The organism is Chryseobacterium piscicola (genome assembly GCF_900156685.1).
In the GTDB taxonomy this organism is placed as follows: Bacteria; Bacteroidota; Bacteroidia; order Flavobacteriales; family Weeksellaceae; genus Chryseobacterium; species Chryseobacterium piscicola.
The window spans coordinates 81089-107107 of sequence record NZ_FTOJ01000004.1 but is presented as its reverse complement, the minus strand read 5'-3'; the positions used below and the strand labels follow the sequence as shown (position 1 = coordinate 107107).

Sequence of the window (26019 nt, the reverse complement as noted above, 5' to 3'; positions counted from 1 at the left end):
AAATGGCATTAAAATCAGCAAGTGAACATAGCAAAAAGCTCTTTCGCTACATTACCAAAGAGAAAAAAGATGTTTCAAACATTTATTTTTATGCAATTCTAAACGGTCTTGTGTCACTGAGTATTCCGTTGGGAATACAGTCGATCATTAGTTTTGTGATGGGAGCCACTATGGTAACTTCCATCTATCTCTTAATACTTTTTGTTGTATTAGGAACCTTTCTTGTGGGGCATTTCAGACTAAAAGTACTGCAAATCATTGAAAAAATTCAGCAGAAGATTTTTGTTGAATTTTCTATGGCTTTTGCCGAAAAACTACCGAAAGTAAATCTCTCCGAAACAAGAAAATATTATTTACCCGAACTGGTTAACCGTTTTTTTGATGTGCAAATTCTTCAAAAAGGGATTTCAAAAATACTTCTAGAAATCCCAACAGCATTGATTCAAATTCTTTTTGGAATTCTTTTGCTATCTTTTTATCATCCATGGTTTTTGGCTTTTGGAGTTTTAGTGGTTTTTTTAGTGGTACTCATTTTCATTTACAGCATGGAAAGCGGCATTAAATCAAGCATTGAAGAAAGTGATAAAAAATACGAAACTGCGGCATGGATTGAAGATATAGCTTCATCTGTAAAGACTTTTAAAATGCATGCTGGCATGCAAAGCCATCTTCAAGGCACAGATTCTAGAGTTGTAGAATATCTTGATCATCGTACTGCTCACTTCAAAATTCTTGTTTTCCAATACAAAACTATTATCGCATTTAAAGTGATTATCACATTGGCTATTTTAGCAATCGGAACGTATTTAATGATCGATCAGCAATTGAATATCGGGGCGTTCATCGCTGCAGAAATTGTGGTGTTAACCATTATGGCAGCGGTAGAAAAGCTTATTATAAGCCTAGAAAGCTATTATGACCTCATCGCATCATTTGCTAAACTGTCTAAAGTAACAGAGCTGAAAGAGGAAACAGACGGAGATATTATTTTGTCTCAAAAAGACAAAGGAATCGAAATTGAATTTAAAGAAGTAGACTTTGCCTTCAGCGATACACCTGCAATTTTATCTGATATAAATTTCAAATTAAAAGAAAACAGCATCACTGTAGTTACTGGAAAAATGGGGGCAGGTAAATCTCTGCTTATCAATATGCTGGCAGGTTTTTATGAACCCAGCTCGGGAACAATTCTTTTTGATAAAATTCCTCTGAAAAATTTAGACAAAAAACAATTCAGAGGTGAAGTTGGATTATACCTTGAAAACATGAAAGTAATTCAGGGAACTGTTTTAGAAAACATCCTCTTAGGAAATAAGCAAAGCAATACCGAAAGTATTATACAACTTTCTGATGAAGTAGGTATAGAAAGTATTTCAAGCAGCTTCAGTCAAGGTTTTGCCACGGAAATTAGCGAGACAGATTCTGAATTGAGCTTCAGTTCAAAAAAGAAAATCCTAATACTTCGTTCTCTTTTAGGCGAAAAAAGGTTGATTTTGCTCGAAAATCCCTTAGAAGGAATGCCGGAACGATTTCAGAAACAATTGATTGAATATTTAATTGCAAACAAAAAAAACACGACCATTGTGATTGTTTCTACAGACAAAAATATAATATACAACGCAGACCAGCATATCCATCTTGAAGACGGAACTTTAAGAATTATCTAATAAAACTCAGAACAAATGCAAATACAGTCATACGATAAAATTTATCATATCCACAAAAAATCCAGGGTAAAGCGATGGTTTATATTTATTTTCATTGCAGGTATTATCACACTATTTCTTCCTTGGACGCAGAATATTAAAGTGAAAGGAAACGTTTCTTCACTCTATCAATCTCAAAGACCTCAACAGCTGAACTCTCCTATCCCAGGAAAGATTATTCAGTGGAATGTAAAGAACGGAGATTATGTGAAAAAAGGCGACACGCTATTAAAGTTATCGGAAATAAAGGAGGATTACATGGATCCCCTTTTGGTGCAGCGTACAGAACAGCAAGTGGAAGCTAAACAAGGAGTAAGAGATTACTATGAAGCCAAAGTAGGAACCACAAAAAACCAATTGGATGCTTTGAATGCAGCTCGAGATTTAAAACTAAATCAAGTTAAAATAAAAATAATCCAACTTAATAGTAAACTTGTTGGTGAACAAGCAGAATTAGACGCTGCCAAAAACGAATTAAAGCTTTCGGAAGACCAATTTACAAGACAGAAGAAAATGTATGATGAGGGTTTGGTTTCTCTTACTCAGTTTCAGCAGAGAAGTATTTCTTATCAAAATTCTATTGCCAAGAAAACTGCTTCCGAAAATAAAGTAGCCCAGACAAGGCAGGAAATCCTGACTACCCAAATAGAGCAAAACTCTGTAGTGCAAGATTACAACGAAAAACTGAGCAAAATAGAAGGCGAACGTTTCCAAAGTATGGGACAAATAGAGGGAAGCGAAGGGGATATTGCTAAACTTCAAAATCAAGTGGCAAACTATAAGGCAAGACAAGGACTGTATTTTATTCTTGCTTCTCAGGACGGACAAATCATCCAATTGAACAAGGCAGGCATCGGCGAAATACTAAAAGACGGCGAAAACATAGGAACAATAGTGCCTACAAATGTAGATTATGCTATTGAAATTTACATTAAACCTGTTGATTTACCTTTAATAAAAGAAGGACAGCGGGTGATGAGTATTTTCGACGGATTTCCGGCTATTGTTTTCTCGGGATGGCCAGATTCTAGCTACGGAACGTTTGCAGGAAAAATAGTAGCAATAGAAAGCAATATCGGCTCCAACGGCATGTTTAAAGCTTTAATTATTGAAGATAAAAAAGAAAAAAAATGGCCCCCAAAAATCAAAATGGGCACCGGAGTTCAAGGTATTGCCATTTTAAATAACGTTCCTATTTGGTATGAATTATGGCGAAATATCAACGGTTTCCCACCAGATTATTACGAAATTACAAATTCAAAATCTTCTAAAGATGAAAAAACAAAATAAAATTCTACTCCTTCCCTTCTTGTTGTTTTTTACTTTAGGTTTCGCACAAGATTCGTTGAAAATTTCTTCTGTAGAATTTGTTAACGTGGTTAAAAATTATCATCCTTTAGCATTAAAATATCAGCTTCAAAACAAAATAGCAGAAGCAGAAATCACAAAAGCGAGAGGAGGATTTGACCCTGTTTTAGCCGGTAAATTAGGCGAAAAAAATATTGGCGGAACAAAATATTATGAACAAAAAAATTTAGAACTAGGAATTCCCACTTGGTACGGAATTGATCTGCATGGAAGCTACAACCAGCTAGACGGAGAAAAACTAAACAACAGCGATACAAAAGGTGGTTTATATCAATTCGGAATTACCGTTCCTTTAGCCAAAAATCTTATCTATGATAAAAGAAGAGCTATGCTAGACCAAGCAAAATTTGCTTTGAAAATGACCGAAGCAGAACAAACCGTTTTAACAAATGAATTACTTCTGGAAGCCGAAAATACCTATTGGCAATGGGTTCAGGATTATGAAATTTATCAATTAAAATCTAAAATTGTTGCCATCAATAAAAATAGATTAAAATTGACAAAAAAAACTTTTGAATTCGGAGAAAAACCCGCAATTGATACAATTGAAGCTCTTTCCCAGCTTCAAAATCTTGAACTTCAACAAAGTGATGCTTTTTTGAGCTTTGTAAAAAGCACGCAGCAGCTGCAATTGTTTCTTTGGAAAGACGGCCAGCAATTGTACGAGCTTTCTGAAATGATTTATCCCTCAGATAATCTTGCGGAAAACTTGGCGTATTCTGATTTTGAGTTTTTAATTAATAACGTTAATGCTAAACAGATCAACTCGCATCAATCTATTTTATATTATAATCAGAAACAAAATACCCTCGAAAGCGAAAGACGATTAAAATGGCAAAGCTTTCTCCCTAAACTAGATTTTACCTATAATTTTTTCAATAAAGAAAATTACCCTTCAGATTTCCTTCCTCTATTTGATAACAATTTTCAATACGGTTTAAAACTAGAAGTACCCCTATTTCAAAGAGAAGCAAGAGCTAATTATCAAATGGCAAAGCTGAAACTAAATCTAAACCAAATTGACACAAATCTGAAGATCAGAGAACTTGAAGTAAAAATTGAAACTTATAAAAACGAAATTCTGAATTATCACACCCAAATTGATCTATCAAAAAATAATCTACAGAATTACAATAGACTTCTTTATGCTGAAGAAACGAGATATAGCAACGGCGAAAGCTCACTTTTCTTAATCAATTCCAGAGAAAATAAAGTAATAGAATCGCAGGAAAAACTCATCTCTATCCGTACAAAATTTATGAAAAGTTTCAATAAATTGAAATGGATGAAAGAGAATTTTACTTTTTAGATGTAATCTACAGTGAAGGTTGTAAAGGTATTCTGATTGTCGTAAAACTCAACTTAATATTATTTACTTCTTGGTAAAATGAAGCGTTTTAATTGTTTTTAAAAAAAATAGGACTATCCTTTGTTTATCACAAAGCAAATTTTAAATCAAAATAGCACAAAGATTTTTCACAAAAAGTACAAATATTTGTGAACGTTGTGAAAAATCTTTGTTTACCCTTTGTGGTAAAAATTTAGCATTATGAATAAAAGCGGACAATCATAATTAGAAAATCAAAGTTTATTTTAACAATCTCAGTAGAACATTTTTGCTATAAAAAATTATTGATATCCTACTTTCGTCTGAAATTCTATAAAACTTGGCTTTATAACAATTAAATTTTATTCTTCAAAAAGTAAAAAATCAACATCCCCCAACTCAGGATCATAAACAATCCTCCTAGCGGAGTTATTGGGCCTAAAAATTTCAAATTTACTCCCAAATAATCTTGTAGACTCAAACCGTAAATACTGAACGAAAACAGCATTGTTCCAGCAATCATCAATATAGAAATCCATTTTTGAGATGAAGTATCAAATTTTAAAATATAACCTACAATAATCAAAAAGAAAGCAGCATACATTTGATATCTAATGCCTGTTTCAAAACTTTCTAATTTTTCTACTGATAAAATTTTCTTTAAAGCATGAGCCCCGAAAGCGCCCAAAATAACGGATAATAGGCCATACACGGCACCAAAGACTAAAGTAATTGTTTTCATTATATTGATTTATTTAAACAGTCTATTTTTAATAAACCTGTTTTTATTGATAAGTTAAAATCTTAAATAGTAGCGATAGACCACCAATTCCTATAAAAATCCATGAGAATTTTTTATTCTGAGCAAATCCCCGATTATTAGTAAGCTTTAAAAACATTCCAAAAGCCAACAAACAAGTTGCGATAATAATTCCAAACATTACCGTCCTCTCAATCTATTAAACTCATCAATCACTTCATGATGCGTCACTGTTTTATCTTTAAAATAGGTCACAAAATGCTGTTTTTCATCCTCAGTTGCTCCCATTTGGTTCAAGATATTAAATAAATGCATTTTCATGTGACCTTTCTGAATCCCTGTGGTTACCAGAGATCTCAAAGCTCCAAAATTCTGAGCCAATCCTGAAACAGCTAAAATACTCATCAATTCCTGAGCTGAAGGTTTCCCGAGCAGTGCCAAAGAGAATTTCACCAAAGGATGAAGATTCGTTAAACCTCCCACAACGCCAACAGAGATTGGCAAATCTATCCAAAACCTGAAAATTCCGTTGTCTATGGTACAGTGCGTAAGTGAAGAATATTTTCCGTCTTTTGCTGCATAAGCGTGTGCGCAAGCTTCGGTGGCTCTAAAATCATTTCCGGTGGCAATCACAACGGCGTCTACACCATTCATGATTCCTTTATTATGTGTTGTGGCACGGAAAGGCTCAATTTCCGCAATGGTAACTGCTTGTTTAAATTTTCTTGCAAATTCTTCGTTTGAAATTCCGCTGTCGTCTTTCAGATCTTCAATTTTACATGAAACTTCGGCTCTCACAATACAATCCGGAGTAAAATTGGAAAGAATATTCATCACAACCTGCAAAGAATCTTTTTCTTCCTGCGTGAAACTTTCTTCTAATGCCAATTCTTCTTTCAAAGTTTTACCAAATTGCTCCAAACAAGAATTGATGAAGTTGGCACCCATAGAATCTACGGTGTCGAAACTTGCTTTTAGCTGATAATAATTGGGCATTTCTGCGGTTTTATCTACCAGTTTTATTTCTAAAATTCCGCCGCCACGATTTCTCATGTTTGCCGTGATGTTTTCTGTGGCTTCAAAGAGTTTTTTCTTTAATTTAAAATTGAAAAAATGCTGAAGTTTATGTGATTCTACATCTATAATGAAGTGGGTATGACCTAATTTTTTGGTGTTGATAATAGTTGTTTTGAAACCGCCTTTATCTATCCAGAATTTTGCCGCTTTAGAAGCTGCTGCCACTACTGAACTTTCTTCCACAGCCATTGGAAGCGCAAATAACTTCCCGTCAATCAGAAAATTTGGAGCAATTCCGTAAGGCATATAAAAATTGGAAATCGTGTTTTCAGAAAACTCATCATGGAGCTTCTGAAGACCTGCATTTTCGTTCCAATATTGATTGAGTATATTTTGATAATCTGAATTTCCTTCAAGATATTCATTGACGAGCCAGTCAATTTTCCCTTGCTTGGTCAGTTTAGAAAAGCCTTCTACCGGTTGATGATTCATAGGTAAGTTATTTTTTGATAAAGAAAAGTGGAATCGACCGTTTACGATTTCACGCATAAATTAATAATGGTAAATATAGTAAATTTGTTTGTGCTTATTGTGGATAAGTTCATAGAAAAAAGAGTGATATTTCTCAATTTTGGATTTATTTTTGAATAAAAAAAAGAGAACTTTGGAAATTAAGTTTACCCGCAAAAAGCGAAAAAGTTTTTACACATTAGAATTCTAAAGATTAAAAACAGAGCAACGATTGAGAACAATTAATTTTTTTTTAAATCTTTGATTTTCATTTATATGAGTTAATTTTTCAAATATGTGAAAAAATTAACCCAAATTTTGTGTTATTATTTAAACTTCATTTGTAGGTTATTAATCAGGACACCAATTTTTAATGTAAAGTTTACATAGTTTTTTTAAAAAATTACTATCCATTTTTAAAGCTCGAAATAGCGTAAAATTAGCAAAGAATACAAAAGATTTTCAATAATAACAGATTAATTTAAAATAACCTTTCTTAGATATTTTTTTTAAAATTTTAACCCTGCGTTTTTGCAACAAACAATCAAAGGTAAAATAAACAAAAATGAATTTTGACCGCCTTAAAGAAAAATTAGAAATCCTTGCTGATGCAGCGAAATATGACGTTTCATGCTCATCAAGCGGTGGTTCCAGAAAAAACAATGGTGGCTTAGGAGACAGTTCTGCCAGCGGAATTTGCCACACCTATACAGAAGATGGGCGGTGTGTTTCTTTACTGAAAGTTCTTTTAACAAATCATTGTATTTACGATTGTGCTTACTGCGTTTCTAGAAGTTCAAACGATATTAAAAGAGCAGCGTTCACAGTGGAAGAAGTGGTAGATTTAACCATTAATTTTTACCGCAGAAATTATATTGAAGGTTTATTTTTAAGCTCAGGAATTTTCAAAAATGCAGATACAACCATGGAACGCTTAGTTCGTGTTGCAAAAAAACTTCGTGTGGAAGAAAATTTCAACGGTTATATTCATTTAAAATCAATTCCGGGAGCGAGTGATATTTTAATGCAGGAAGCGGCTTTATACGCAGACAGATTATCAATAAATATCGAAATTCCCACAGAAAGTGGATTGAAACTTTTAGCACCTGAGAAAAACCGTGAAGATATGCTGAATCCTATGAAGTACATCCAAAGCGGAATCACCCAATATAAAGAGGAAAAGAAGATTTTCAGAAAAGTACCTAAGTTTGCTCCGGCAGGACAATCTACACAGATGATTGTGGGCGCCACTAATGAAAATGATTTACAGATCATTAAAGTTGCCGATCATTTTTATAAAAATTATAGTTTAAAAAGAGTTTACTATTCTGGGTATGTCCCGGTTTTGGAAGACAACAGATTACCTGCTTTAACGACTGCAGTTCCTATGCTCAGAGAAAACCGTCTGTATCAGTCGGATTGGCTGATGCGTTTTTATGGTTTTAAAGCGGATGAAATTTTAGACCCAAATATGCCCTTTTTAGATTTGGAGGTTGACCCTAAATTAAGTTGGGCTTTGCGTCATCTCGATCAGTTCCCGATTAATCTTCAAAGTGCAGATTATCAAATGATTCTCAGAATTCCGGGAATCGGGGTGAAAACTGCGAAGAAAATTGTTTCAGCGAGACGTTTTCAGGTTTTAACGATTGATCATTTGAAAAAACTTGGTGCGGCGGTGAATCGTGCGAAATATTTTATCGATTTTAATGCAGGAAATGTTTTTCTGAGACATTTAACAGATTTAAACTTAAAAAAACTATTGATTGGTGGAAGCAATTCCAAATTTCAGGATCAGTTTTCGCAGCAACTCACACTGTTTTAATTTCACATACAAATTGTATTAGTTTTTTCACGAATTTCACAAATTTACATTCAAATACAAACAATATTTTTAAAATGATTGAAATAATTATTTCATTTTCAAAACTTTAATTTTCAAATTAAAAAAATGACCACTCTACTCTACGACGGCAGTTTCGACGGACTTTTCACTGCAATATTCGAGGTTTTCGAGTATAAGTATAAAGATGTGGAAATTGTAAGCAGAGAAAGATTTCGTCAGAAAAATATCTTTGCCGAAATTCATGAAGTGATTGCGCAGGAAGAGAAATCAGAACGTGTTTTAAATAAATTAGAAGAAAACATTGGTAAAGCTGGTATTCATGAATTGATAAAAGTCTTTTTATCGGAAGAATTAGATTCAGAGCAGATTATTTTATCAGCTGTAAGACAATCTGTAAAATATCCTAATGTAAATATCCTTCAAAACTATGCTGATAATGACATTTTGAGAATAGCTAAAATCTCTAAATCTGTAAGCAGAGAACGACACAGAATGACCGCTTTTGTGAGGTTTGAAAAAATGCAGGATGAAGTTTTTTTCGCTAAAATAGACCCAGATTTCAATGTTCTACCTCTAATCAAAAATCATTTCAGAAACCGTTATCAAGATCAGAAATGGATGATTTATGACCTCAGAAGAAATTACGGAATTCTCTATGATCTTCAAGCTTGCGACTTTTTTTATCCAGAAGAAAAGATAGATTTGAGTAAATACCAACAGAAGTTTCATGATGAAGAAAAAAACTATCAGACGCTATGGCAACGGTATTTTTTCAAAACCAATATTATAGAAAGAAAAAATTTGAAACTACACATTCAACATGTCCCTAAAAGATATTGGAAATATTTAGTTGAAAAGAATTGATATAAAAAATATAGATTAGGATTTCATAATGCGAAAATGTAAAATATTTATCATATAACTTGCTTTTAAATTTGCAGGATACTAAAGGATGAAAAGTATTGTCAAGATACTGCCGTTATCTGAACTTGTTTTTGTAAATTTGTGTTTGAAATTTTTAACTAAATGAAAGAAAGTGCTGTAAAAAAAATTGCAGTTCTTACCTCGGGAGGTGATTCTCCGGGCATGAACGCAGCATTAAGAGCGGTTGTAAGAACTGCCAATTATTACAATATCGAATGTTACGGAGTGAGAGAAGGCTACAATGGTCTTATCAACGATGACTTCCTGAAAATGGGACCTCGTTCTGTGAAAAATATAATCAACCAAGGTGGAACTATTCTAAAGTCTGCCAGATCCAAAGAGTTTAGAACAAAAGAAGGTCGTCAAAAAGCCTACGACAATTGCGTAAAATACGGAATTGAAGCTTTGGTATGCATTGGTGGAGACGGAACTTTTACAGGAGCGAAAATTTTTAACGAAGAATTTGGAATCCGGGTAATTGGTGTGCCGGGAACTATTGATAACGATATCTTCGGAACAGATAATACGATTGGTTTCGATACCGCGTTGAATACTGCAATGGATGCTATTGATAAAATCCGTGATACTGCAACTTCTCACAACAGAGTTTTCTTTGTTGAAGTGATGGGCCGTGATGCAGGTTTTATAGCACTAAACAGTGGACTGGCAACAGGAGCGTTAGACATTTTAATTCCTGAGAAAAAAGACAGCATGGATGAATTGTTTACCAATTTCCGAAATGCAGAAAAAACAGGAAAATCTTCCAGCATCGTTGTTGTTGCAGAAGGTGAAAAGTTGGCGAACATCTATGAATTAGCAGAACAGACTAAAGTCGAATTCCCTGATTACGACATCCGCGTTGCGATTCTAGGTCATATCCAGAGAGGAGGTTCACCAAGCTGCGCAGACAGAGTTCTAGCAAGCAGACTAGGATTTGGTGCAGTAACTGGATTAATGGCGGGTGAAAACAATGTGATGGCAGGTATGCGTTCAAACGAAATTGTTTACACACCCATTGAAGATGCCATCAAAAAACACAACGAAATTAATAAAGACCTTTTATTGATTTCAGAAATTTTAGCAATCTAAATATTTTATATAATTAAATAAATCAAAACAATTATGTCAACAATCAAAGTAGGTATTAACGGATTTGGTAGAATCGGTCGTCTTGTTTTCAGAGCAATGACTGAAAGAGACAACATCGAAGTAGTTGGTATCAATGACCTTATTAATGCAGAATACATGGCTTACATGTTAAAATATGATTCTGTACACGGTATTTTCCCGGGAGAAGTTTCTGTAGAAGGTAACGATCTTGTGGTAAACGGAAAAAAAATCAGAGTTACCGCAGAAAGAGATCCAAATAACCTAAAGTGGAACGAAATCGGTGCAGATTACATCGTAGAATCTACAGGTTTATTTTTAGATAAAGAAAGTGCTGCTGCACACATCAACGCTGGTGCAAAAAAAGTAATTCTTTCTGCTCCTTCAAAAGATGATACGCCAATGTTTGTAATGGGTGTAAACCACATGGAACTTACAGATGATGTAAAAATCTTATCAAACGCATCTTGTACTACAAACTGTTTAGCTCCTTTGGCTAAAGTAATCCACGATAACTTCGGAATCGTAGAAGGTTTGATGACTACAGTACATGCTACAACTGCAACTCAAAAAACGGTTGACGGCCCTTCAGTGAAAGACTGGAGAGGTGGTAGAGCTGCTTTAAATAACATTATCCCTTCTTCTACCGGAGCTGCAAAAGCGGTAGGAAAGGTAATCCCTTCTTTGAACGGAAAATTGACTGGTATGTCTTTCAGAGTACCAACTGTTGACGTTTCTGTAGTAGATTTAACAGTAAGACTTGAAAAAGGTGCTTCTTACGAAGAAATTTGCGCTGTAATAAAAGCGGCTTCTGAAGGTGAATTGAAAGGTATTCTTGGATACACTGAAGACGCTGTTGTTTCTCAGGATTTCATCGGAGATAAGAGAACTTCAATCTTCGATAAAGATGCTGGAATTAGTCTTTCTCCAAACTTTGTGAAGCTTGTTTCTTGGTATGACAACGAAATGGGTTACTCAAACAAATTAGTTGATATGTTGATCCACGCATCTACTTTATCTAAATAATAAGCGATCACTTTTAAATTATAAAACCTTCCGGATGCGGGAGGTTTTTTTTGCATAAAAAAAACCATTGAACTATCTACAGTGGCTTATTTTACAGGTATTTATTCTACTTTTTTTTCATCACAAGTGCTTTTACCTTCCTTACTTTTAAGCTTCAATGTATCATATTAAAACTTAGGTGAAAATCTTAATTTTACAATTGAGTTTTCGCGATTATTGTTTCTACAAAAGTTGTAAATTATTTAACATAAAAAAATAGCCCTTTTGGGGTATTTTTAACAAATTTTAAGTATTTTAGTTAAAAATATATAAATGGAGAATCCTGAGGACAAACATTTACTATCTCAAATTTGGGAAAACTTTGCTGGAGAAGACAAATCTAAAGCACTTACAAAGCCCTTTATAGAGAAAATAATTGGCGAAATATTCTCCATTGGGAATTTTTATTATTATGTTGTTAATCTTGCAGATTCTACCATTTCCCATCATCACAAAAATATTCTTAAAATTCATGGTTTTTCAGAATACCCAATTCAGCTCAGAGAAATCTTAGAGCTAATCCATCCAGATGACATTCCTTTTGTTTTAAAAGCTGAACAAGCGGTAGTAGAAAAAATAAAACAAATAGGAATTGAACATCAACTTTTCTTAAAACCCAGCTACTGCTTTAGAATGAAGACTAAGAAAGGAAAATATGAACTTTTTCATCATCAGGCTATTCATACAGTTATGGATGAAGACAATCGTTTGTTTCAGTCGATTAATATCCATACAAATATTCAACATATTACCCCCCAAAACCCTTACACCGTTTTAATAACAGGCATCACACCACGAAAAGATTTTCATCAGTTTACAGTGCAGCCAACAGATGAGAAAAAAAAATCAGACCATCCTCATCTCACAAAAAGAGAAATTGAAATCCTTATTTTAATTGTTAAAGGTTATTCTGGGAAAGAAATTTCTAATCTCCTCATTCTCTCAGAACATACCATCAGAAGCCATCGCAAAAACATCCTAAAAAAAACCAATTCTCGGAACAGCAAAGAACTCATAAGAAAAGCATTCGAGTGGGGATTGGTTTAATATAGGTAATGATTGGGATACAAATAATACATCACAAACAATCAGTAATCTAATTGTTGATAATTTACGTTGTTTTAATTTTTAAACCTTGAATACTAATGAATACATACTGACAAATCTCACTCTGGTTTTCAATTAAAAATTCTGTAACTTTATCCTTTATGAAAGAGCCTATTTTACAACCTAGATTTAAAGATTCACAACATTTCAAAGATTTTTGGACGACAGGAAACGGAAAACAACTCATTGATCTTTCCGGTGCTGAAGTGAGTTTCAAAGATTTTCAGAAATTTTCAAAATACTTTTATCATGTAGACGAAATTGGGGATGAGGTTGTAAAAGATGTTTATTTTAAAAAAACATATAGTGAAGCATCAAGAGAGATTGAAAGCTACATTAGAAACGGCATTTCACACAAAGATGAGGTTCCGGAAAGTGTAAAAAAACTTTTCCTGCAAACGCAAACCCTGCCCGATTGGCTTGATTTAAATTTACTTAAAAAAGGCTCCGAGCTTTGTATGCGCTGTAACCTAGATTCACTCATTTCCCTACGAGATTACTGTTTGATTGGCGGTTACGATTATGCTTACCTCAACAAACCGCTTATTGTTACGGAAGCTTTAAAAAAAGGAGCTGTAAAAAGACTTTCTGAAACCCTGGATTTCTGGGTCAATGTAACCCGCTATGATGCTTTAGAAATCCATAAAAAAGGATACGAATTTGCAATTAAAACAAGACTCATTCATTCCTATGCAAGACTTTCTATAAAAAAACATTATAAAAACTGGGATACAGAAAATTGGGGTAAGCCTATTAATTCTTGGGATATGATGGCAACATACATCGGCTTTAGTCTTGTCTTTCTACACAGCCTATACAAATTGGGAAACACGTTTTCTGAAGAAGAAGAGAAAGGGCATTTTCATCTTTGGAAATATGTAGGCTACCTTTTAGGAATTCCAGAAGATCTTTTACCAAACGATAAAAAACAGGCTACAGAATATTTTTATTTATGGACTTCAATTCAACCTTCCTCAGATAAAGACTCGGTTCTACTTGCTCATTCACTATTAAACGAATCACTTGAAAATCCTATTTTAAAATATAAATTTCAAAGAACTAATCTTAGATATCTGCACATTTGCTGCACTTGGTACTTGCTGGGTGACGACGTTTGTAAGAGACTGCAAATCCCTAACGTTCCTTTAAAAAAAGGGTTTCCGATAACAAAAAAAATCCTTAATAAAATATATGACTCTACAGTGAGCCGTGAAGCGAGAATTAAAAAGGGAAACAAAGATCAAATGCAGGTTTTGGAGGATTACTTAAGCATAACCCAAAATTCTAATTTTCATTAATTTTTTTGCGTTCCTAATCCCGAATATAGTTGATAGTAAGCGATACCGAATTGGCTTATCTTTTCGCCCACCCCTTTTGGAAAAGCCATTCCATAAAAAATATTCAGTACCAATAAGGCCTGTTATAAAAGACTTTCCATTTTAAAAACTTTATTATTTTTTAACGCTAAAAACAATTTCCCAAAACAAATATTATTAGCTTTTGAAATTAAAATTATGTAATTTTGATAAATTATTAGAATACGAAATGAGCAATTTAGACGATAAGAAAAAAGCACTCGCATTAGTGCTTGACAAACTAGATAAAACCTACGGAAAAGGAACTGTAATGACTTTGGGAGATAGTGCAATAGACACCACTATCGAAGTGATTCCTTCCGGATCATTAGGATTAGACATCGCTTTAGGTGTTGGGGGATATCCAAGAGGCAGAATAATTGAAATCTACGGACCTGAATCTTCTGGTAAAACAACTTTAACATTACACGCCATTGCAGAAGCTCAAAAGGCAGGCGGAATTGCAGCATTTATAGATGCTGAGCACGCTTTTGACAGAGGGTATGCAGGTAAATTAGGAATCGATCTTGAAAACTTGATTATTTCCCAGCCAGATAACGGAGAACAGGCTTTAGAAATCGCAGACAACTTGATACGCTCTGGCGCAATTGATATTGTCGTGATTGACTCTGTTGCTGCACTAACGCCAAAAGCAGAGATTGAAGGTGAAATGGGAGATTCTAAAATGGGTCTTCATGCAAGATTAATGTCTCAGGCTTTAAGAAAATTAACAGCAACCATTTCAAGAACAAAATGTACGGTAATTTTCATCAACCAATTGAGAGAAAAAATCGGAGTAATGTTCGGAAATCCCGAAACTACTACAGGTGGTAACGCTTTGAAATTTTACGCTTCAGTAAGAGTAGATATCAGAAAAGCAAGCGCACCGATTAAAAATGGCGATGAAGCAGTTGGTAGCCGTGTAAAAGTGAAAATTGTAAAGAATAAAGTGGCTCCACCTTTCAAAATGGCAGAATTTGACATCATGTATGGTGAAGGCGTTTCTAAAACAGGTGAAATCTTAGACACCGCAGTTGATATGGGAATTGTGAAGAAAAGCGGTTCTTGGTTCAGCTACGGAGAAACTAAGCTTGGCCAAGGCCGAGATGGCGTAAGAGATTTATTAAAAGACAATCCTGAACTGGCCGAAGAACTTGAAAATAAAGTAAAAGAAGAAATTATCAACAACAAAAAATAATTTGTTTTGATGTAAATACAAAAGACAGCTTTTTTCGGAAGCTGTCTTTTTTTTATACAAATCATTTAAGAAGAAAACGATTGTTCATAATTTATCATCATTGAAAACACTTTGTATTTCTTTATTAAGTTAAAGCCTTTATACAACTTAAAAACGGTCAAAATTTATAATTTTTTGTTTGACTATGCTATAAATCAAGAATTATGACTAATTACGGATATACAAAAAGAAAAAACAATAAATAAATAAAAATGCCAATCTGTCACTTTATGTTCAATGGTATTTATTTTGAGAATTAATAATCAAATTTAAAAATCCAAAAAAATGACAAAAGGAAATATCAATGTTTCGGTGGAAAATATTTTTCCGTTGATTAAGAAATTTTTGTACAGCGACCACGAAATATTTTTAAGAGAATTAATTTCAAACGCAACCGATGCAACTTTGAAATTAAAACACTTAACCAACATTGGTGAAGCAAAGGTAGATTATGGAAATCCGAAAATCGAAGTAAAAATCGATAAGGAAAACAAAAAATTACACATCATAGACCAAGGTTTGGGAATGACGGGCGAAGAAGTTGAAAAATACATCAACCAAGTGGCATTTTCCGGAGCAGAAGAATTCCTAGACAAGTATAAAGATTCTGCTAAAGATTCAGGAATTATCGGTCATTTCGGTTTAGGCTTCTACTCCGCTTTTATGGTGGCTGAAAAAGTTGAAATCCTTACTAAATCTTATAAAGATGAACCTGCAGTTCGATGGATTTGCGATGGTAGTCCGGAATTTACTTTAGAAGAAACGACTGATAAAACCGATCGTGGAACCGAAATCGTCCTTCATATTGCAGAAGATTCAACGGAGTTTTTAGAAGAAAGCAAAATCCGTGAATTGTTATTGAAATACAACAAATTCATGCCTGTTCCAATTAAATTCGGAACAAAAAATGAAACACTTCCTTTACCTGAAGGATCTGCAGAAGACGCTGTTGCGGAAACTGTAGAAGTTGATAATATCGTCAACAATCCAACTCCGGCGTGGACAAAAACGCCGAGTGAACTTTCTGACGCAGATTATAAGGAATTCTACCACGAATTGTATCCGATGCAGTTTGAGGAGCCTTTGTTTAATATTCATTTGAATGTGGATTATCCGTTTAATTTAACCGGAATTCTATATTTTCCGAAATTGACGAACGGATTAAACATTGAAAAAGATAAAATTCAACTTTACCAAAATCAGGTGTATGTAACCGATGAGGTGAAAGGAATTGTGCCAGATTTCTTAATGTTGTTGCGTGGAGTGATCGATTCTCCGGATATTCCGTTGAATGTTTCTAGATCTTATCTTCAAGCAGACGGTGCGGTGAAGAAAATTTCTTCTTACATCACGAAAAAAGTGGCCGACAAAATGGTTTCTTTATTCAATGAAAACCGCGAAGATTACGAGAAAAAATGGAACGACATTAAAATCGTCATCGAGTACGGAATGATCTCTGAAGATAAATTCTTCGACAAATCAGACAAATTTGCATTGTATCCAACAACCGACGGCAACTATTATTTGTGGTCTGAACTGGAAGAAAAAGTAAAACCAATGCAAACCGACAAAGACGGAAACTTTGTTATTTTGTACGCAACAAATGCCGATGAACAGCACAGTTACATTCAGTCTGCGAAAGACAAAGGCTATGAAGTTTTACTTCTAGATTCACCGATTGTGCCGCATCTTATTCAAAAACTGGAAACTTCAAAAGAGAAAATTTCTTTTGCAAGAGTTGATGCAGATCACGTGAATAATTTGATTAAGAAAGACGATACACCGATCTCTAAATTAAATGAAGAGGAAAAAGTATCGTTGAAGACAACTATCGAAGAAGCGGTAAACGACAAGAAATTCAGCGTTCAGGTGGAAGATTTGGAAAGTTCTGAAGCGCCATTTATGATCACACAACCGGAATTTATGCGCAGAATGAAAGACATGCAGGCAACCGGCGGCGGTGGCGGAATGTTCGGAATGAGCGGTTTCCCGGAAATGTATAATTTGGTGGTAAATTCTAACAGTGAATTGGCTGCGGAAATCCTTAAAAATGAAAATGCAGAAGAGAAAAATTCTAAAATTAAATATGCTTTAGATTTAGCGAAATTATCTCAGAATTTGTTGAAAGGAAAAGACTTGACGGAATTTATTCAGAGAAGTTATCAGCAGTTGAGTAAATAGGATATAGAGAAAAGACTTTAATGTTGTGTTCTTTATTGGAAATAATAAAACCTTGTTGAGAGTTGATCTTGACAAGGTTTTTATTATAGAAAATCCCAATTAAAATAGATTACAAACTATTGATTGCTTTCAAAATTTCTCGCGGTTCATCTTTCAAACTCTGAATATGTTCTGCGCTATTTTCTAGAAAGATCTTCGGTTCAGCAGCATTTTTAAATATTTCTTCGCCTTGTGAAAACGGGATTGTACTATCTTTTTTGCTGTAAATAAAAAGCTTTGGTACACCTTCTGTAAATTTGATGTCTTCTTTCGCGGCATAAACATCTTTCAACATTTGAGCGATAAAATCTTTGTATTGAGGTGCAAAAAGAGCCGCAACATCTATCAATGAAGACACTCCGCTATCAATAATTAATCCTGAAATTTTATCTTTATTATTTCTCGCGAGATGAGTGGCAATCTGGGATCCTAGAGAAGCACCATAAATGTATATTTTAGTGTTCTTAATTTCGGGTTTGCTTACTAAGAAATCAAATATTTTTTGTCCGTCTGAAGCAATATTCAAATGCGTTGGTTTTCCAGTTGATTTTCCATAATCACGAAAATCTATCATCACTACTTGAAATCCGTTTTGTACTAATGGTTTTGTAATGTATTGATAAGTTGTGACATTTCCGTTTGCACCATGAAAAAAGAAAATCGTTTTCTTTGGAGTTTTGGTTTCTGGCTTTAAAAATACGGCAGTAATCGTATCGGTTTCCACGGGAAAAGAAATTGATTCCGAATTTGTAAATTCTAAAGGCTTCATTTGTTTGCTTGGTTGATAAAATTTATCATCCATTTGAGCATTGCAAAAGAAAGTTGAAAAAATGAAAATTGCCGAGAATAATAGTTTTGTGTTCATAAGTTTGTTATTATTTATGAGACAAAGCTATGGTAGCGGAAACGGTTTTACTAAAAAATCAGACTCAACCGTTTTTTTTGATTACTGAATGGTGATTTTCTCTGTCACATCATGCATTTACGATTAAGATAAAAACTAATTAATCATAAATTTTATATCTCAGAACACAGATTTAAAAGCTATAGAAAAACAATTGCAAACAGTTCTCTATAACTCTTCCAAAGGATTCCAAAACAGAGTTTTAAAGTTTTTGATTCGGAAATTTTCTACTTCAATTCCTTCGGCTTCCAGTCTTTGCTGAAATTCTGGAACCGACAATGTTCCCGAACTGGAGATCACGCGGTGCGCAGGTACCTCTTTCGGACAACCGCCCATTGCTTTTCCCACGTGGCGGGAATGATTGGGAAAACCTACGGCTTTTGCAATCGCGCCGTAAGAGGAGACACGACCTTTGGGAATGAGTTTGGTGATTTCCCAGATTTGCTGTTTGAAAAGTGCATTCATATTATTAGCATTATTCTTGAATTAATTAATAAACCCCAAAATCTAAAGTTATGAAAAAATCATTTTTCCAAATTTTAAATAAAATTAATAAAAAAGTTTTACCCAAATTAAGTCACAAAGACGCAACGAAACTCACAAAATTTGAAAAAGGAATTTTAGCTTATCGTTATTTTGTTTTGATTAATTCTTTAGATTAAGAAAAATTAAATTTTAGCAATAAGCTTTCTACAGCCTTCGTACAAAGGTTTTTCAAGTAAGAAATAAATGATAATAGAACAAATCCAAAGCAAAACAAAATTACGATCTGGCAGATAAATGTAAGATTTCAATTTCATATTGAAATAACTAAGATGAATTAGGTAAAAAACAAACGAAGCATTTCCCAAAAGCACAAAAAATCGGGTTGAAAGAATTCTTGAAACCCATGTTTTTTCAGACATCAATCCCCAAAAGAATACAACAATGGCTACCGGTAAAAACAATTCATGAATGAGTCTTCCTTGCCAAAATTCTACTCCATGAACGAAATTATTCCTGGCAAAAAATCTGATAGCGAAAATCATCCCTAAAATACCAATTCCTCCCCAAAGCGTGGGCTTTTTAAGCTTGCCTAAAAACTGAATCCCTTTTTGCTGTTTCATTAAGTAAGCCAGTAACATTCCAAAGAAAAATTCTAAACTACGCCCGAAAAATGTACTTCCTACCATAAATTTAAAAGGATATAATAACCCTTTGGCGTTACCATTAAACCAATGCAGCCCATACCCTATTGACCACCCAACGAGAAAAAATCCGATTAAGAAAAGAATACAGTGTACCCAGCTTTTCTTTAATAATAAAAACAACAGTGGTGATAATAGATAAAAGAAAAACTCAACAGTAAGAGACCATGCTTGAACGATTCCGGAAACTGAATATTTTTCAAACAAAGAATAAAAAAGTGAGTATTGTAAAAAATAGGTATCTACATCTTTAGAGTAAGCTCTGTCTAAAAAATAAACACTCAACAAAATCCAATAAAGAGGGAAAATTCTCGCAATTCTGAGCAGGATATATTTTAAATATGATTTTCTTGATTCTAAAGGTTTCTCTTCATATCGATAAGCCAGCAAAAAACCACTCAAAACGAAAAAAACAGTTACACCAACATGCCATTCGCTGATGAAGCGCATCACTTCAAAAGGCAAATCGTACCGCCAATATTTTCTATTGTGGTAAACAAATACCATGATTGCGGCAATAGCACGCATTCCGGTGAGAGCATCAAATTTATTTTTCTGAAGAGCTTCCAATGTTTGAAAAATAACAAAAGGCTTATTACTAAGCCTTTTATCTATAATAAATAATTATTTTTAGTTTTCTAAAATGTATGAGAACATCAAAGGAGCACAAATTGTTGCATCACTTTCTACGATAAATTTCGGTGTAGTAATATCCAATTTACCCCAAGTAATTTTCTCATTCGGAACTGCTCCGGAATACGAACCGTAAGACGTGGTAGAATCTGAAATCTGACAGAAATATGACCAGAACGGAATGTCGTGCATTTCCATATCTTGGTACAACATAGGCACTACACAAATTGGGAAATCTCCAGCGATACCTCCACCAATCTGGAAGAAGCCAACTCCTTTTCCAGCAGAATTTTTGGTGTACCAATCTGCAAGATAGGTCATGTATTCTATACCAGATTTCATCGTGGTAGCCGTAAGTTCACCTTTAATGCAGTAAGAAGCGAATATATTACCCATGGTAGAATCTTCCCATCCCGGAACTACTATTGGCAAGTTTTTCTCAGCTGCTGCAATCATCCATGAGTTTTCTCTCGGAATTTCATAATACTGCTCCAAAACTCCTGAAAGGATCATTTTGTACATAAATTCGTGCGGAAAATACCTCTCCCCTTTTGCTTCAGCATCTTTCCAGATTTCTACAATATGTTTCTGCAATCTTCTGAAAGCTTCTTCCTCAGGAATACAAGTGTCTGTAACTCTGTTTAAGCCTCTTTCCAAAAGATCCCATTCATCCTGAGCCGTCAAATCTCTGTAATGAGGAACTCTTTCGTAATGCGAATGCGCTACCAAATTCATCAAATCTTCTTCTAGGTTTGCCCCAGTACAAGAGATAAAGTCTACTTTATCCTGACGAATCATTTCTGCCAAAATCTTCCCTAACTCTGCAGTAGACATAGCTCCAGCCAAAGTAATCATCATTTTACCTCCTTCTTTCAAGTGTGCAACATACCCTTTAGACGCGTCTACCAAAGCAGCGGCATTGAAATGAAGATAATATTTTTCTATAAATTCCGTGATCGGTTTACTCATTTTTTTATTTTTTGCAAAGATAATGAAAGATGTTGGAAGCAAGAAGGTAGTTACAAAAACTTGATGTAGTTTTTTAAATTAATTGGGCGTATCCCTCGCCAATGCTTTTCCAGCAGCTTGGGTCGGGCTATTCGTTACAATCTTTTTGTTTCCCCATTGCTCATTCCTCCCCAAAACAAAAAGGATTTCCTCTGCTATCCCTTACGCAGAGCATTCTTCAAAACAAAAAAAGTTAAAATTTAAATCTTCTGTTTTCTTTTTTATTTGAATGTTGTTTTTTCTGCTCAATGCGTTTCTCTACAGAAGATCGTGTAGGTTTTGTTTTTGCCCTGAATTTTGGAATAAATAAAGCTTTATCTACCAAATCTAATATTTTGTCTACTGCAATTTTTTTATTTTGAAGCTGCGTTCTGCTTTCAGAAACACTCAGAAACAAAAAACCTTCAAGATTGATTCTATTTTTCAGTTTTTCTGAGATTAAATCTTTCTGTCTTTCATTAAAAAACTCAGAATCTGAAACATTCCAAGTAACGGTAACAGCGGTTTCCACTTTATTCACGTTTTGCCCTCCTGCACCGCTACTGCGCGAAGTTTTAAAATTCAATTCTTTAGTAAAATCTTTCATATTTTGCATTTTAATTCCACTACTCTTGGAGGGATGGATCAATTTTCTTCGGAAAATTGAGACAGGGTGGTCTGCTCGCTCAAATGATCAATCAACTGTTCTCAATAAGTCTTCTAAGTTCAATTCTATTGATTTTTCCGTTGGGCGTTCTTGGGATTTTATCAATAAATATAATTTCTTTTGGCCTATGAAATTTTTGTTGATAGTTGATAGAAGACAGTTGATGGAGTAAAGATTCAGATTCAGTATCTTCAATAACAGCAATTAGTTTCTGACCCAAAATTTCATCCTTCAATCCTAAAAAAACTACTTCATTCGGAATTTCTTTTTTAACTAAAGCTTCCAATTCTTCAGGAAATATTTTTGCTCCACCAGAATTAATCACATGATCAATTCTTCCTAAAAATTTAAATTGATTTTCATTAAATATTTCAACCAAATCATTGGTTTGCAATATTTCAGAATTCAAATTCGGAGCAAAAATCTTTAAACACCCTCGCTCATCCAAAGAAATTTCAATACCATCAAAAACTTTGAAATAATCATCTTCTTGTGGGAAAATTTCTTTCAAAGCAATATGAGAAAGCGTTTCAGACATTCCATACGTTTCGTTGATTTTGGTAGGAACCTCAGCACGCTTTAATGTAAGAACTTCAGCTATTTTTAATTTAAGAGATTGAGAAACAGAAGCACCTCCTATAATTAAATTTTTGATTAAATGAATTTTATCTAAAGAATTTTCTACTTGCAAAGGTGTCATTGCACAAAAATCAATTTCTTTATCCAAATCTTGCAAAGGTTTGGTGGAGGGGTCTTTCAAAATTAAATTAAGATTTCTTTCAAACGCTCTTACGATCATCATTTTACCAGAAATATAGTCCACAGGTAAACATAGCAACGCAGAATCATTTTTTTTTAAATTTAAAAAATTACAGGTCATTTTTGCTGAATTAAGCATCTTTTCTTTTTCAATATCAAAAACTTTGGGTACCCCTGTAGATCCAGAAGTCTGCACTTTTACTGTTTCAGAATTTGAAAACCACTCTGTAAGAAAAAATATAATTTTGTTTTCAAACTCAGTTTCGGCGTGTAATTTACTAATATCGAGATTATTGAAGTTGACCAACATATTTCCTACATTTAAATTCTACTGTAAATTTAAAAAAAAATTAAAAAATGATTTGCAGATAACGAAAAAAGTTTTAAATTTGCATCACAATAAAACAGACCCATGGTGTAACGGTAGCACTCTGGTTTTTGGTACCATCAGTTGGGGTTCGAATCCCTGTGGGTCTACAAACCACTCTTTCTAAAAGAGTGGTTTTTGTTTTTGTGAAAACGCAACAATATTTTATATTTTTTTAAAAAAATTGCGACTTAGATATTCTCATCCACCTTCTTTGTCATAGCAAATTTTTCAGGAACATAGATATTATTTCGCTCTATATAATTCAGAAGATCTTGGTATTTTTCTTCATAATCTTCTGTGCCACACTTATGTGAAATTCCACAGATTGCAGAAGGTTTGATATCTAAAATTTTAGAAATTTTTGTCAAAATTTCGATATTCATTTTTACTTTAGAATTTTCTATATCCGAATAGGATTTCTGTGAAACACCCATTTCAAAAGCCATATATTCTTGTGTGAGGTCCTTTTCCCGTCGTATTTTCCTTATGCTTTCTCCACAAATTTTCATGTGTTTTATTTTTAGTAGTTTTCGGTATATTTTAGAAGATTTCCGAATAGTTTTAGACAAAATTAGTGAATACTTTTGTCAAAACATTATTATTCTATATGACATTTATTTCTAAAGCCTAAAATTTAGGTTTTCATTTAAATATCAGTCTAGTCAACACTTAGGAAATATGGAGACGCAAAAATTTAATTATGACAATTCTATTGTCAGAGCATTCCTCTATGCAACAATCGCATTTGGTCTGGTGGGTTTTTTACTAGGATTAACAGCTGCCTTAATGCTTTTTTATCCAGAATTACCAGAATTTCTTCTTGGAACCGATGATACTACTATTAAGAGTTTAACATCAGGAAATATCCAAGGGTTAATCAATTCTCAAGGAGCTTTAGGTTTCGGAAGAATCAGAATGCTTCACACGAGTGCCGTTATATTTGCATTCGTCTGTAACTCGTTTTTTTGTGGAGCATATTACAGTATGCAGAGACTTCTAAAAACAAGAATGTACAGCGATACACTTTCTTGGATTCATTTCTGGACATGGCAAATTATGATAGTAAGCGTTGTCATTACTTTCCTAATGGGAATCAATACTTCTAAAGAATATGCTGAACACGAGTGGCCTATTGATATACTGATTACAATTTCATGGGTTATTTTCGGAATCAATATGTTTGGAACAATTGCCAAAAGAAGGGTAAGACATCTTTACGTTGCCATTTGGTTTTATATGGGAACATGGATTGCAGTGGCGATGCTTCATATTTTTAACAACCTTGAGGTTCCGCTATCATTCACATCATGGAAATCCTACTCAATTTACGCTGGCGCTAAAGATGCCTTAGTACAATGGTGGTATGGTCACAATGCGGTAGCGTTTGTTCTAACGACTCCAGTTCTCGGTTTGATGTATTATTTTTTGCCAAAAGCAGCCGGAAGACCTGTATTTTCTTACAAATTATCTATCATTCACTTCTGGTCTCTCATCTTCGTTTACCTTTGGGCGGGGCCGCATCACTTACAATATACAGCTCTTCCCGCATGGGCACAGGCTGTAGGCACAGGTTTCTCTATTATGCTTATAGCACCTTCATGGGGCGGAATGCTGAATGGTCTTCTTACACTAAGAGGAGCATGGGATAAGGTGAGAGAAAATCCTATTTTGAAATTTTTCGTTGTAGCTGTTACATGCTACGGAATGGCAACCTTTGAAGGCCCACTTTTAGCAACAAAATCTTTAAACAAAATAGGGCATTACACCGATTGGGTTATTGGCCACGTACATTTAGGAGCATTAGGATGGAACGGTTTCATGGCATTCGGAGTTATTTACTACTTGATTCCGGCGATGTGGAGAATCGAACTTTGGTCTAAAAAACTAGCCAATTGGCACTTTTGGCTCGGAACTCTTGGAATTATTTTCTATGCTGTACCAATGTATATCGCAGGGTTTACCCAAGGTTTGATGTGGAAACAATTCAACCCAGATGGAACTCTATTATGGAAAAACTGGTTAGATACCGTTACTGCAATTATTCCTTATTTTCAATTGAGATTTTTAGGAGGTCTATTTTATCTGTTTGGAGCGATTTTGATGATTTTAAATGTATTCAAAACCATCAGAAAAGGATCATTTCAAAAAAACGTTCCTACGGAAGCTCCTGCCCTTGCTAATATTTCGACTTCAAGAAAATCTGGAGAAGGTGTTCATCTTTGGCTGGAAAGAACTCCAAGATTGATGGCAATATTTTCTTTCATAGCAGTAGCAATAGGTGGAGCAGTAGAAATTATCCCAACATTAACTTTAAAGCAAAGTGTACCTACTATTTCTGCCGTAAAACCCTATTCTCCACTAGAACTGGAAGGCAGAGATTTGTACATAAGAGAAGGATGCAACGCTTGTCATTCCCAAATGATAAGACCTTTCCGCGACGAAATCGTGAGATTTGAAGGTAAAAACGGGCAATATTCTAAGGCTGGAGAATTTATCTACGACAGACCTTTCCTTTGGGGATCCAAAAGAACAGGGCCAGATCTTCATAGAGAAGGTGGCAGAAATCCAGATTCTTGGCACTTCAAGCACATGTACAATCCAAGATTAACCTCGGCAGGATCAATTATGCCACGTTTCCCATGGCTGATTTCAAATAAATTAGACAAATCTAAGATGGTTAACAAAATGAAGCTGATGAAAAACTACTTCGATGTACCTTATTCTAAAACAGAAATTGATTCAGCAAACCGCTGGGCAGAATCGCAGGCAAAAGGTATTGTTAAAAGAATTTATACAGAAGCTACAGACATCAAAGAACAAATCGATAAGAATAAAAAAGATAAAGGTGCAGATTTTATCCCATTGGAAGACCGAGAAATTATTGCAATGATTGCCTACCTGCAAAGATTAGGAACAGACATTAAGACAACTCAGGTGAAAACAGCAAGCGTAGATTAACTTCAAAA

22 protein-coding genes and 1 tRNA gene are annotated in these 26019 nt (G+C 34.2%); 14 read left to right on the top strand and 9 right to left on the bottom strand.

Annotation, left to right across the window (positions count from 1 at the left end):
• Window positions 1–2 precede the first annotated feature (2 nt).
• Genes BW939_RS07905 through BW939_RS07895 form a run of 3 tightly spaced genes read left to right on the top strand, consistent with a single transcriptional unit; the run spans window position 3 to window position 4383 of the window.
• A complete protein-coding gene (locus BW939_RS07905) occupies window positions 3–1667 on the top strand; it encodes a peptidase domain-containing ABC transporter (protein ID WP_076451493.1) in 1665 nt (554 codons plus the stop codon).
• 15 nt (window positions 1668–1682) lie between these two features.
• A complete protein-coding gene (locus BW939_RS07900; RefSeq protein WP_076451492.1) occupies window positions 1683–2996 on the top strand; it encodes an HlyD family secretion protein in 1314 nt (437 codons plus the stop codon).
• Complete coding sequence (locus BW939_RS07895) at window positions 2980–4383, top strand: TolC family protein (protein WP_076451491.1); 1404 nt, start codon at window positions 2980–2982, stop codon at window positions 4381–4383. Before BW939_RS07900 ends, BW939_RS07895 begins: the two co-directional genes overlap by 17 nt.
• Before the next feature lie 373 nt (window positions 4384–4756).
• Here the strand turns inward: BW939_RS07895 and BW939_RS07890 are convergent, their stop codons facing one another.
• On the bottom strand, window positions 4757–5143 hold the full coding sequence (locus BW939_RS07890; RefSeq protein WP_076451490.1) for a DUF423 domain-containing protein: 387 nt from the start codon (window positions 5141–5143) through the stop codon (window positions 4757–4759).
• Between the two features lie 198 nt (window positions 5144–5341).
• Entirely contained in the window at window positions 5342–6670 is a 1329-nt protein-coding gene (locus tag BW939_RS07885) for a hydroxymethylglutaryl-CoA reductase, degradative (RefSeq protein WP_076451489.1), read from the bottom strand.
• A 583-nt stretch (window positions 6671–7253) separates the two neighbouring features.
• On the opposite strand from BW939_RS07885, the gene BW939_RS07880 reads away from it, so the two are divergent.
• The 8 genes from BW939_RS07880 to htpG all read left to right on the top strand — a co-directional run bounded on the left by BW939_RS07880 (window position 7254) and on the right by htpG (window position 17507).
• Complete coding sequence (locus BW939_RS07880; protein ID WP_076451488.1) at window positions 7254–8510, top strand: putative DNA modification/repair radical SAM protein; 1257 nt, start codon at window positions 7254–7256, stop codon at window positions 8508–8510.
• A gap of 126 nt (window positions 8511–8636) precedes the next feature.
• Window positions 8637–9395 (top strand): TIGR03915 family putative DNA repair protein, encoded by a 759-nt coding sequence (locus BW939_RS07875; protein ID WP_076451487.1) that lies wholly within the window; start codon window positions 8637–8639, stop codon window positions 9393–9395.
• Window positions 9396–9557: 162 nt separating this feature from the next.
• A complete protein-coding gene (gene pfkA / locus BW939_RS07870; protein ID WP_076451486.1) occupies window positions 9558–10544 on the top strand; it encodes a 6-phosphofructokinase in 987 nt (328 codons plus the stop codon).
• 33 nt (window positions 10545–10577) lie between these two features.
• Window positions 10578–11588 carry a type I glyceraldehyde-3-phosphate dehydrogenase gene (gap, locus tag BW939_RS07865; RefSeq protein WP_076451485.1) on the top strand — a complete coding sequence of 337 codons (1011 nt, stop codon included), beginning with the start codon at window positions 10578–10580 and terminating at the stop codon, window positions 11586–11588.
• A gap of 312 nt (window positions 11589–11900) precedes the next feature.
• Window positions 11901–12674 (top strand): LuxR C-terminal-related transcriptional regulator, encoded by a 774-nt coding sequence (locus BW939_RS07860; protein ID WP_084566624.1) that lies wholly within the window; start codon window positions 11901–11903, stop codon window positions 12672–12674.
• A gap of 161 nt (window positions 12675–12835) precedes the next feature.
• Window positions 12836–14032, top strand: coding sequence for an oxygenase MpaB family protein (locus BW939_RS07855; RefSeq protein ID WP_076451484.1), 1197 nt, complete (start codon window positions 12836–12838; stop codon window positions 14030–14032).
• 247 nt (window positions 14033–14279) lie between these two features.
• Window positions 14280–15287, top strand: coding sequence for a recombinase RecA (gene recA, locus BW939_RS07850; RefSeq protein WP_076451483.1), 1008 nt, complete (start codon window positions 14280–14282; stop codon window positions 15285–15287).
• A 324-nt stretch (window positions 15288–15611) separates the two neighbouring features.
• On the top strand, window positions 15612–17507 hold the full coding sequence (gene htpG / locus BW939_RS07845) for a molecular chaperone HtpG (protein ID WP_076451482.1): 1896 nt from the start codon (window positions 15612–15614) through the stop codon (window positions 17505–17507).
• Window positions 17508–17616: 109 nt separating this feature from the next.
• On the opposite strand, the gene BW939_RS07840 is transcribed toward htpG, so the two are convergent.
• Window positions 17617–18411 (bottom strand): alpha/beta hydrolase, encoded by a 795-nt coding sequence (locus tag BW939_RS07840; protein WP_076451481.1) that lies wholly within the window; start codon window positions 18409–18411, stop codon window positions 17617–17619.
• A gap of 207 nt (window positions 18412–18618) precedes the next feature.
• A complete protein-coding gene (locus BW939_RS07835; RefSeq protein ID WP_076451480.1) occupies window positions 18619–18915 on the bottom strand; it encodes an MGMT family protein in 297 nt (98 codons plus the stop codon).
• A 50-nt stretch (window positions 18916–18965) separates the two neighbouring features.
• On the opposite strand from BW939_RS07835, the gene BW939_RS15940 reads away from it, so the two are divergent.
• On the top strand, window positions 18966–19112 hold the full coding sequence (locus tag BW939_RS15940) for a hypothetical protein (RefSeq protein WP_165787317.1): 147 nt from the start codon (window positions 18966–18968) through the stop codon (window positions 19110–19112).
• A 6-nt stretch (window positions 19113–19118) separates the two neighbouring features.
• Here the strand turns inward: BW939_RS15940 and BW939_RS07830 are convergent, their stop codons facing one another.
• The 4 genes from BW939_RS07830 to BW939_RS07815 all read right to left on the bottom strand — a co-directional run bounded on the left by BW939_RS07830 (window position 19119) and on the right by BW939_RS07815 (window position 22993).
• On the bottom strand, window positions 19119–20207 hold the full coding sequence (locus tag BW939_RS07830; RefSeq protein WP_076451479.1) for an acyltransferase family protein: 1089 nt from the start codon (window positions 20205–20207) through the stop codon (window positions 19119–19121).
• Window positions 20208–20267: 60 nt separating this feature from the next.
• The gene (locus BW939_RS07825; protein WP_047444737.1) at window positions 20268–21239 is read right to left on the bottom strand and encodes a deoxyhypusine synthase family protein; all 972 of its coding nucleotides are present in this window, start codon (window positions 21237–21239) and stop codon (window positions 20268–20270) included.
• A 232-nt stretch (window positions 21240–21471) separates the two neighbouring features.
• The gene (arfB, locus tag BW939_RS07820) at window positions 21472–21864 is read right to left on the bottom strand and encodes an alternative ribosome rescue aminoacyl-tRNA hydrolase ArfB (protein WP_076451669.1); all 393 of its coding nucleotides are present in this window, start codon (window positions 21862–21864) and stop codon (window positions 21472–21474) included.
• Between the two features lie 91 nt (window positions 21865–21955).
• Window positions 21956–22993, bottom strand: coding sequence for an AMP-binding protein (locus BW939_RS07815; protein ID WP_076451478.1), 1038 nt, complete (start codon window positions 22991–22993; stop codon window positions 21956–21958).
• A 96-nt stretch (window positions 22994–23089) separates the two neighbouring features.
• Between BW939_RS07815 and BW939_RS07810 the strand changes: the two genes are divergently transcribed.
• Window positions 23090–23160 (top strand) — tRNA-Gln (locus BW939_RS07810).
• An 81-nt stretch (window positions 23161–23241) separates the two neighbouring features.
• Here the strand turns inward: BW939_RS07810 and BW939_RS07805 are convergent.
• Window positions 23242–23562: a helix-turn-helix domain-containing protein gene (locus BW939_RS07805; protein ID WP_076451477.1), complete on the bottom strand. Its 321-nt coding sequence runs from the start codon at window positions 23560–23562 to the stop codon at window positions 23242–23244.
• Window positions 23563–23731: 169 nt separating this feature from the next.
• On the opposite strand from BW939_RS07805, the gene ccoN reads away from it, so the two are divergent.
• The gene (gene ccoN, locus BW939_RS07800) at window positions 23732–26011 is read left to right on the top strand and encodes a cytochrome-c oxidase, cbb3-type subunit I (protein WP_076451476.1); all 2280 of its coding nucleotides are present in this window, start codon (window positions 23732–23734) and stop codon (window positions 26009–26011) included.
• The last annotated feature ends 8 nt before the right edge of the window (window positions 26012–26019 follow it).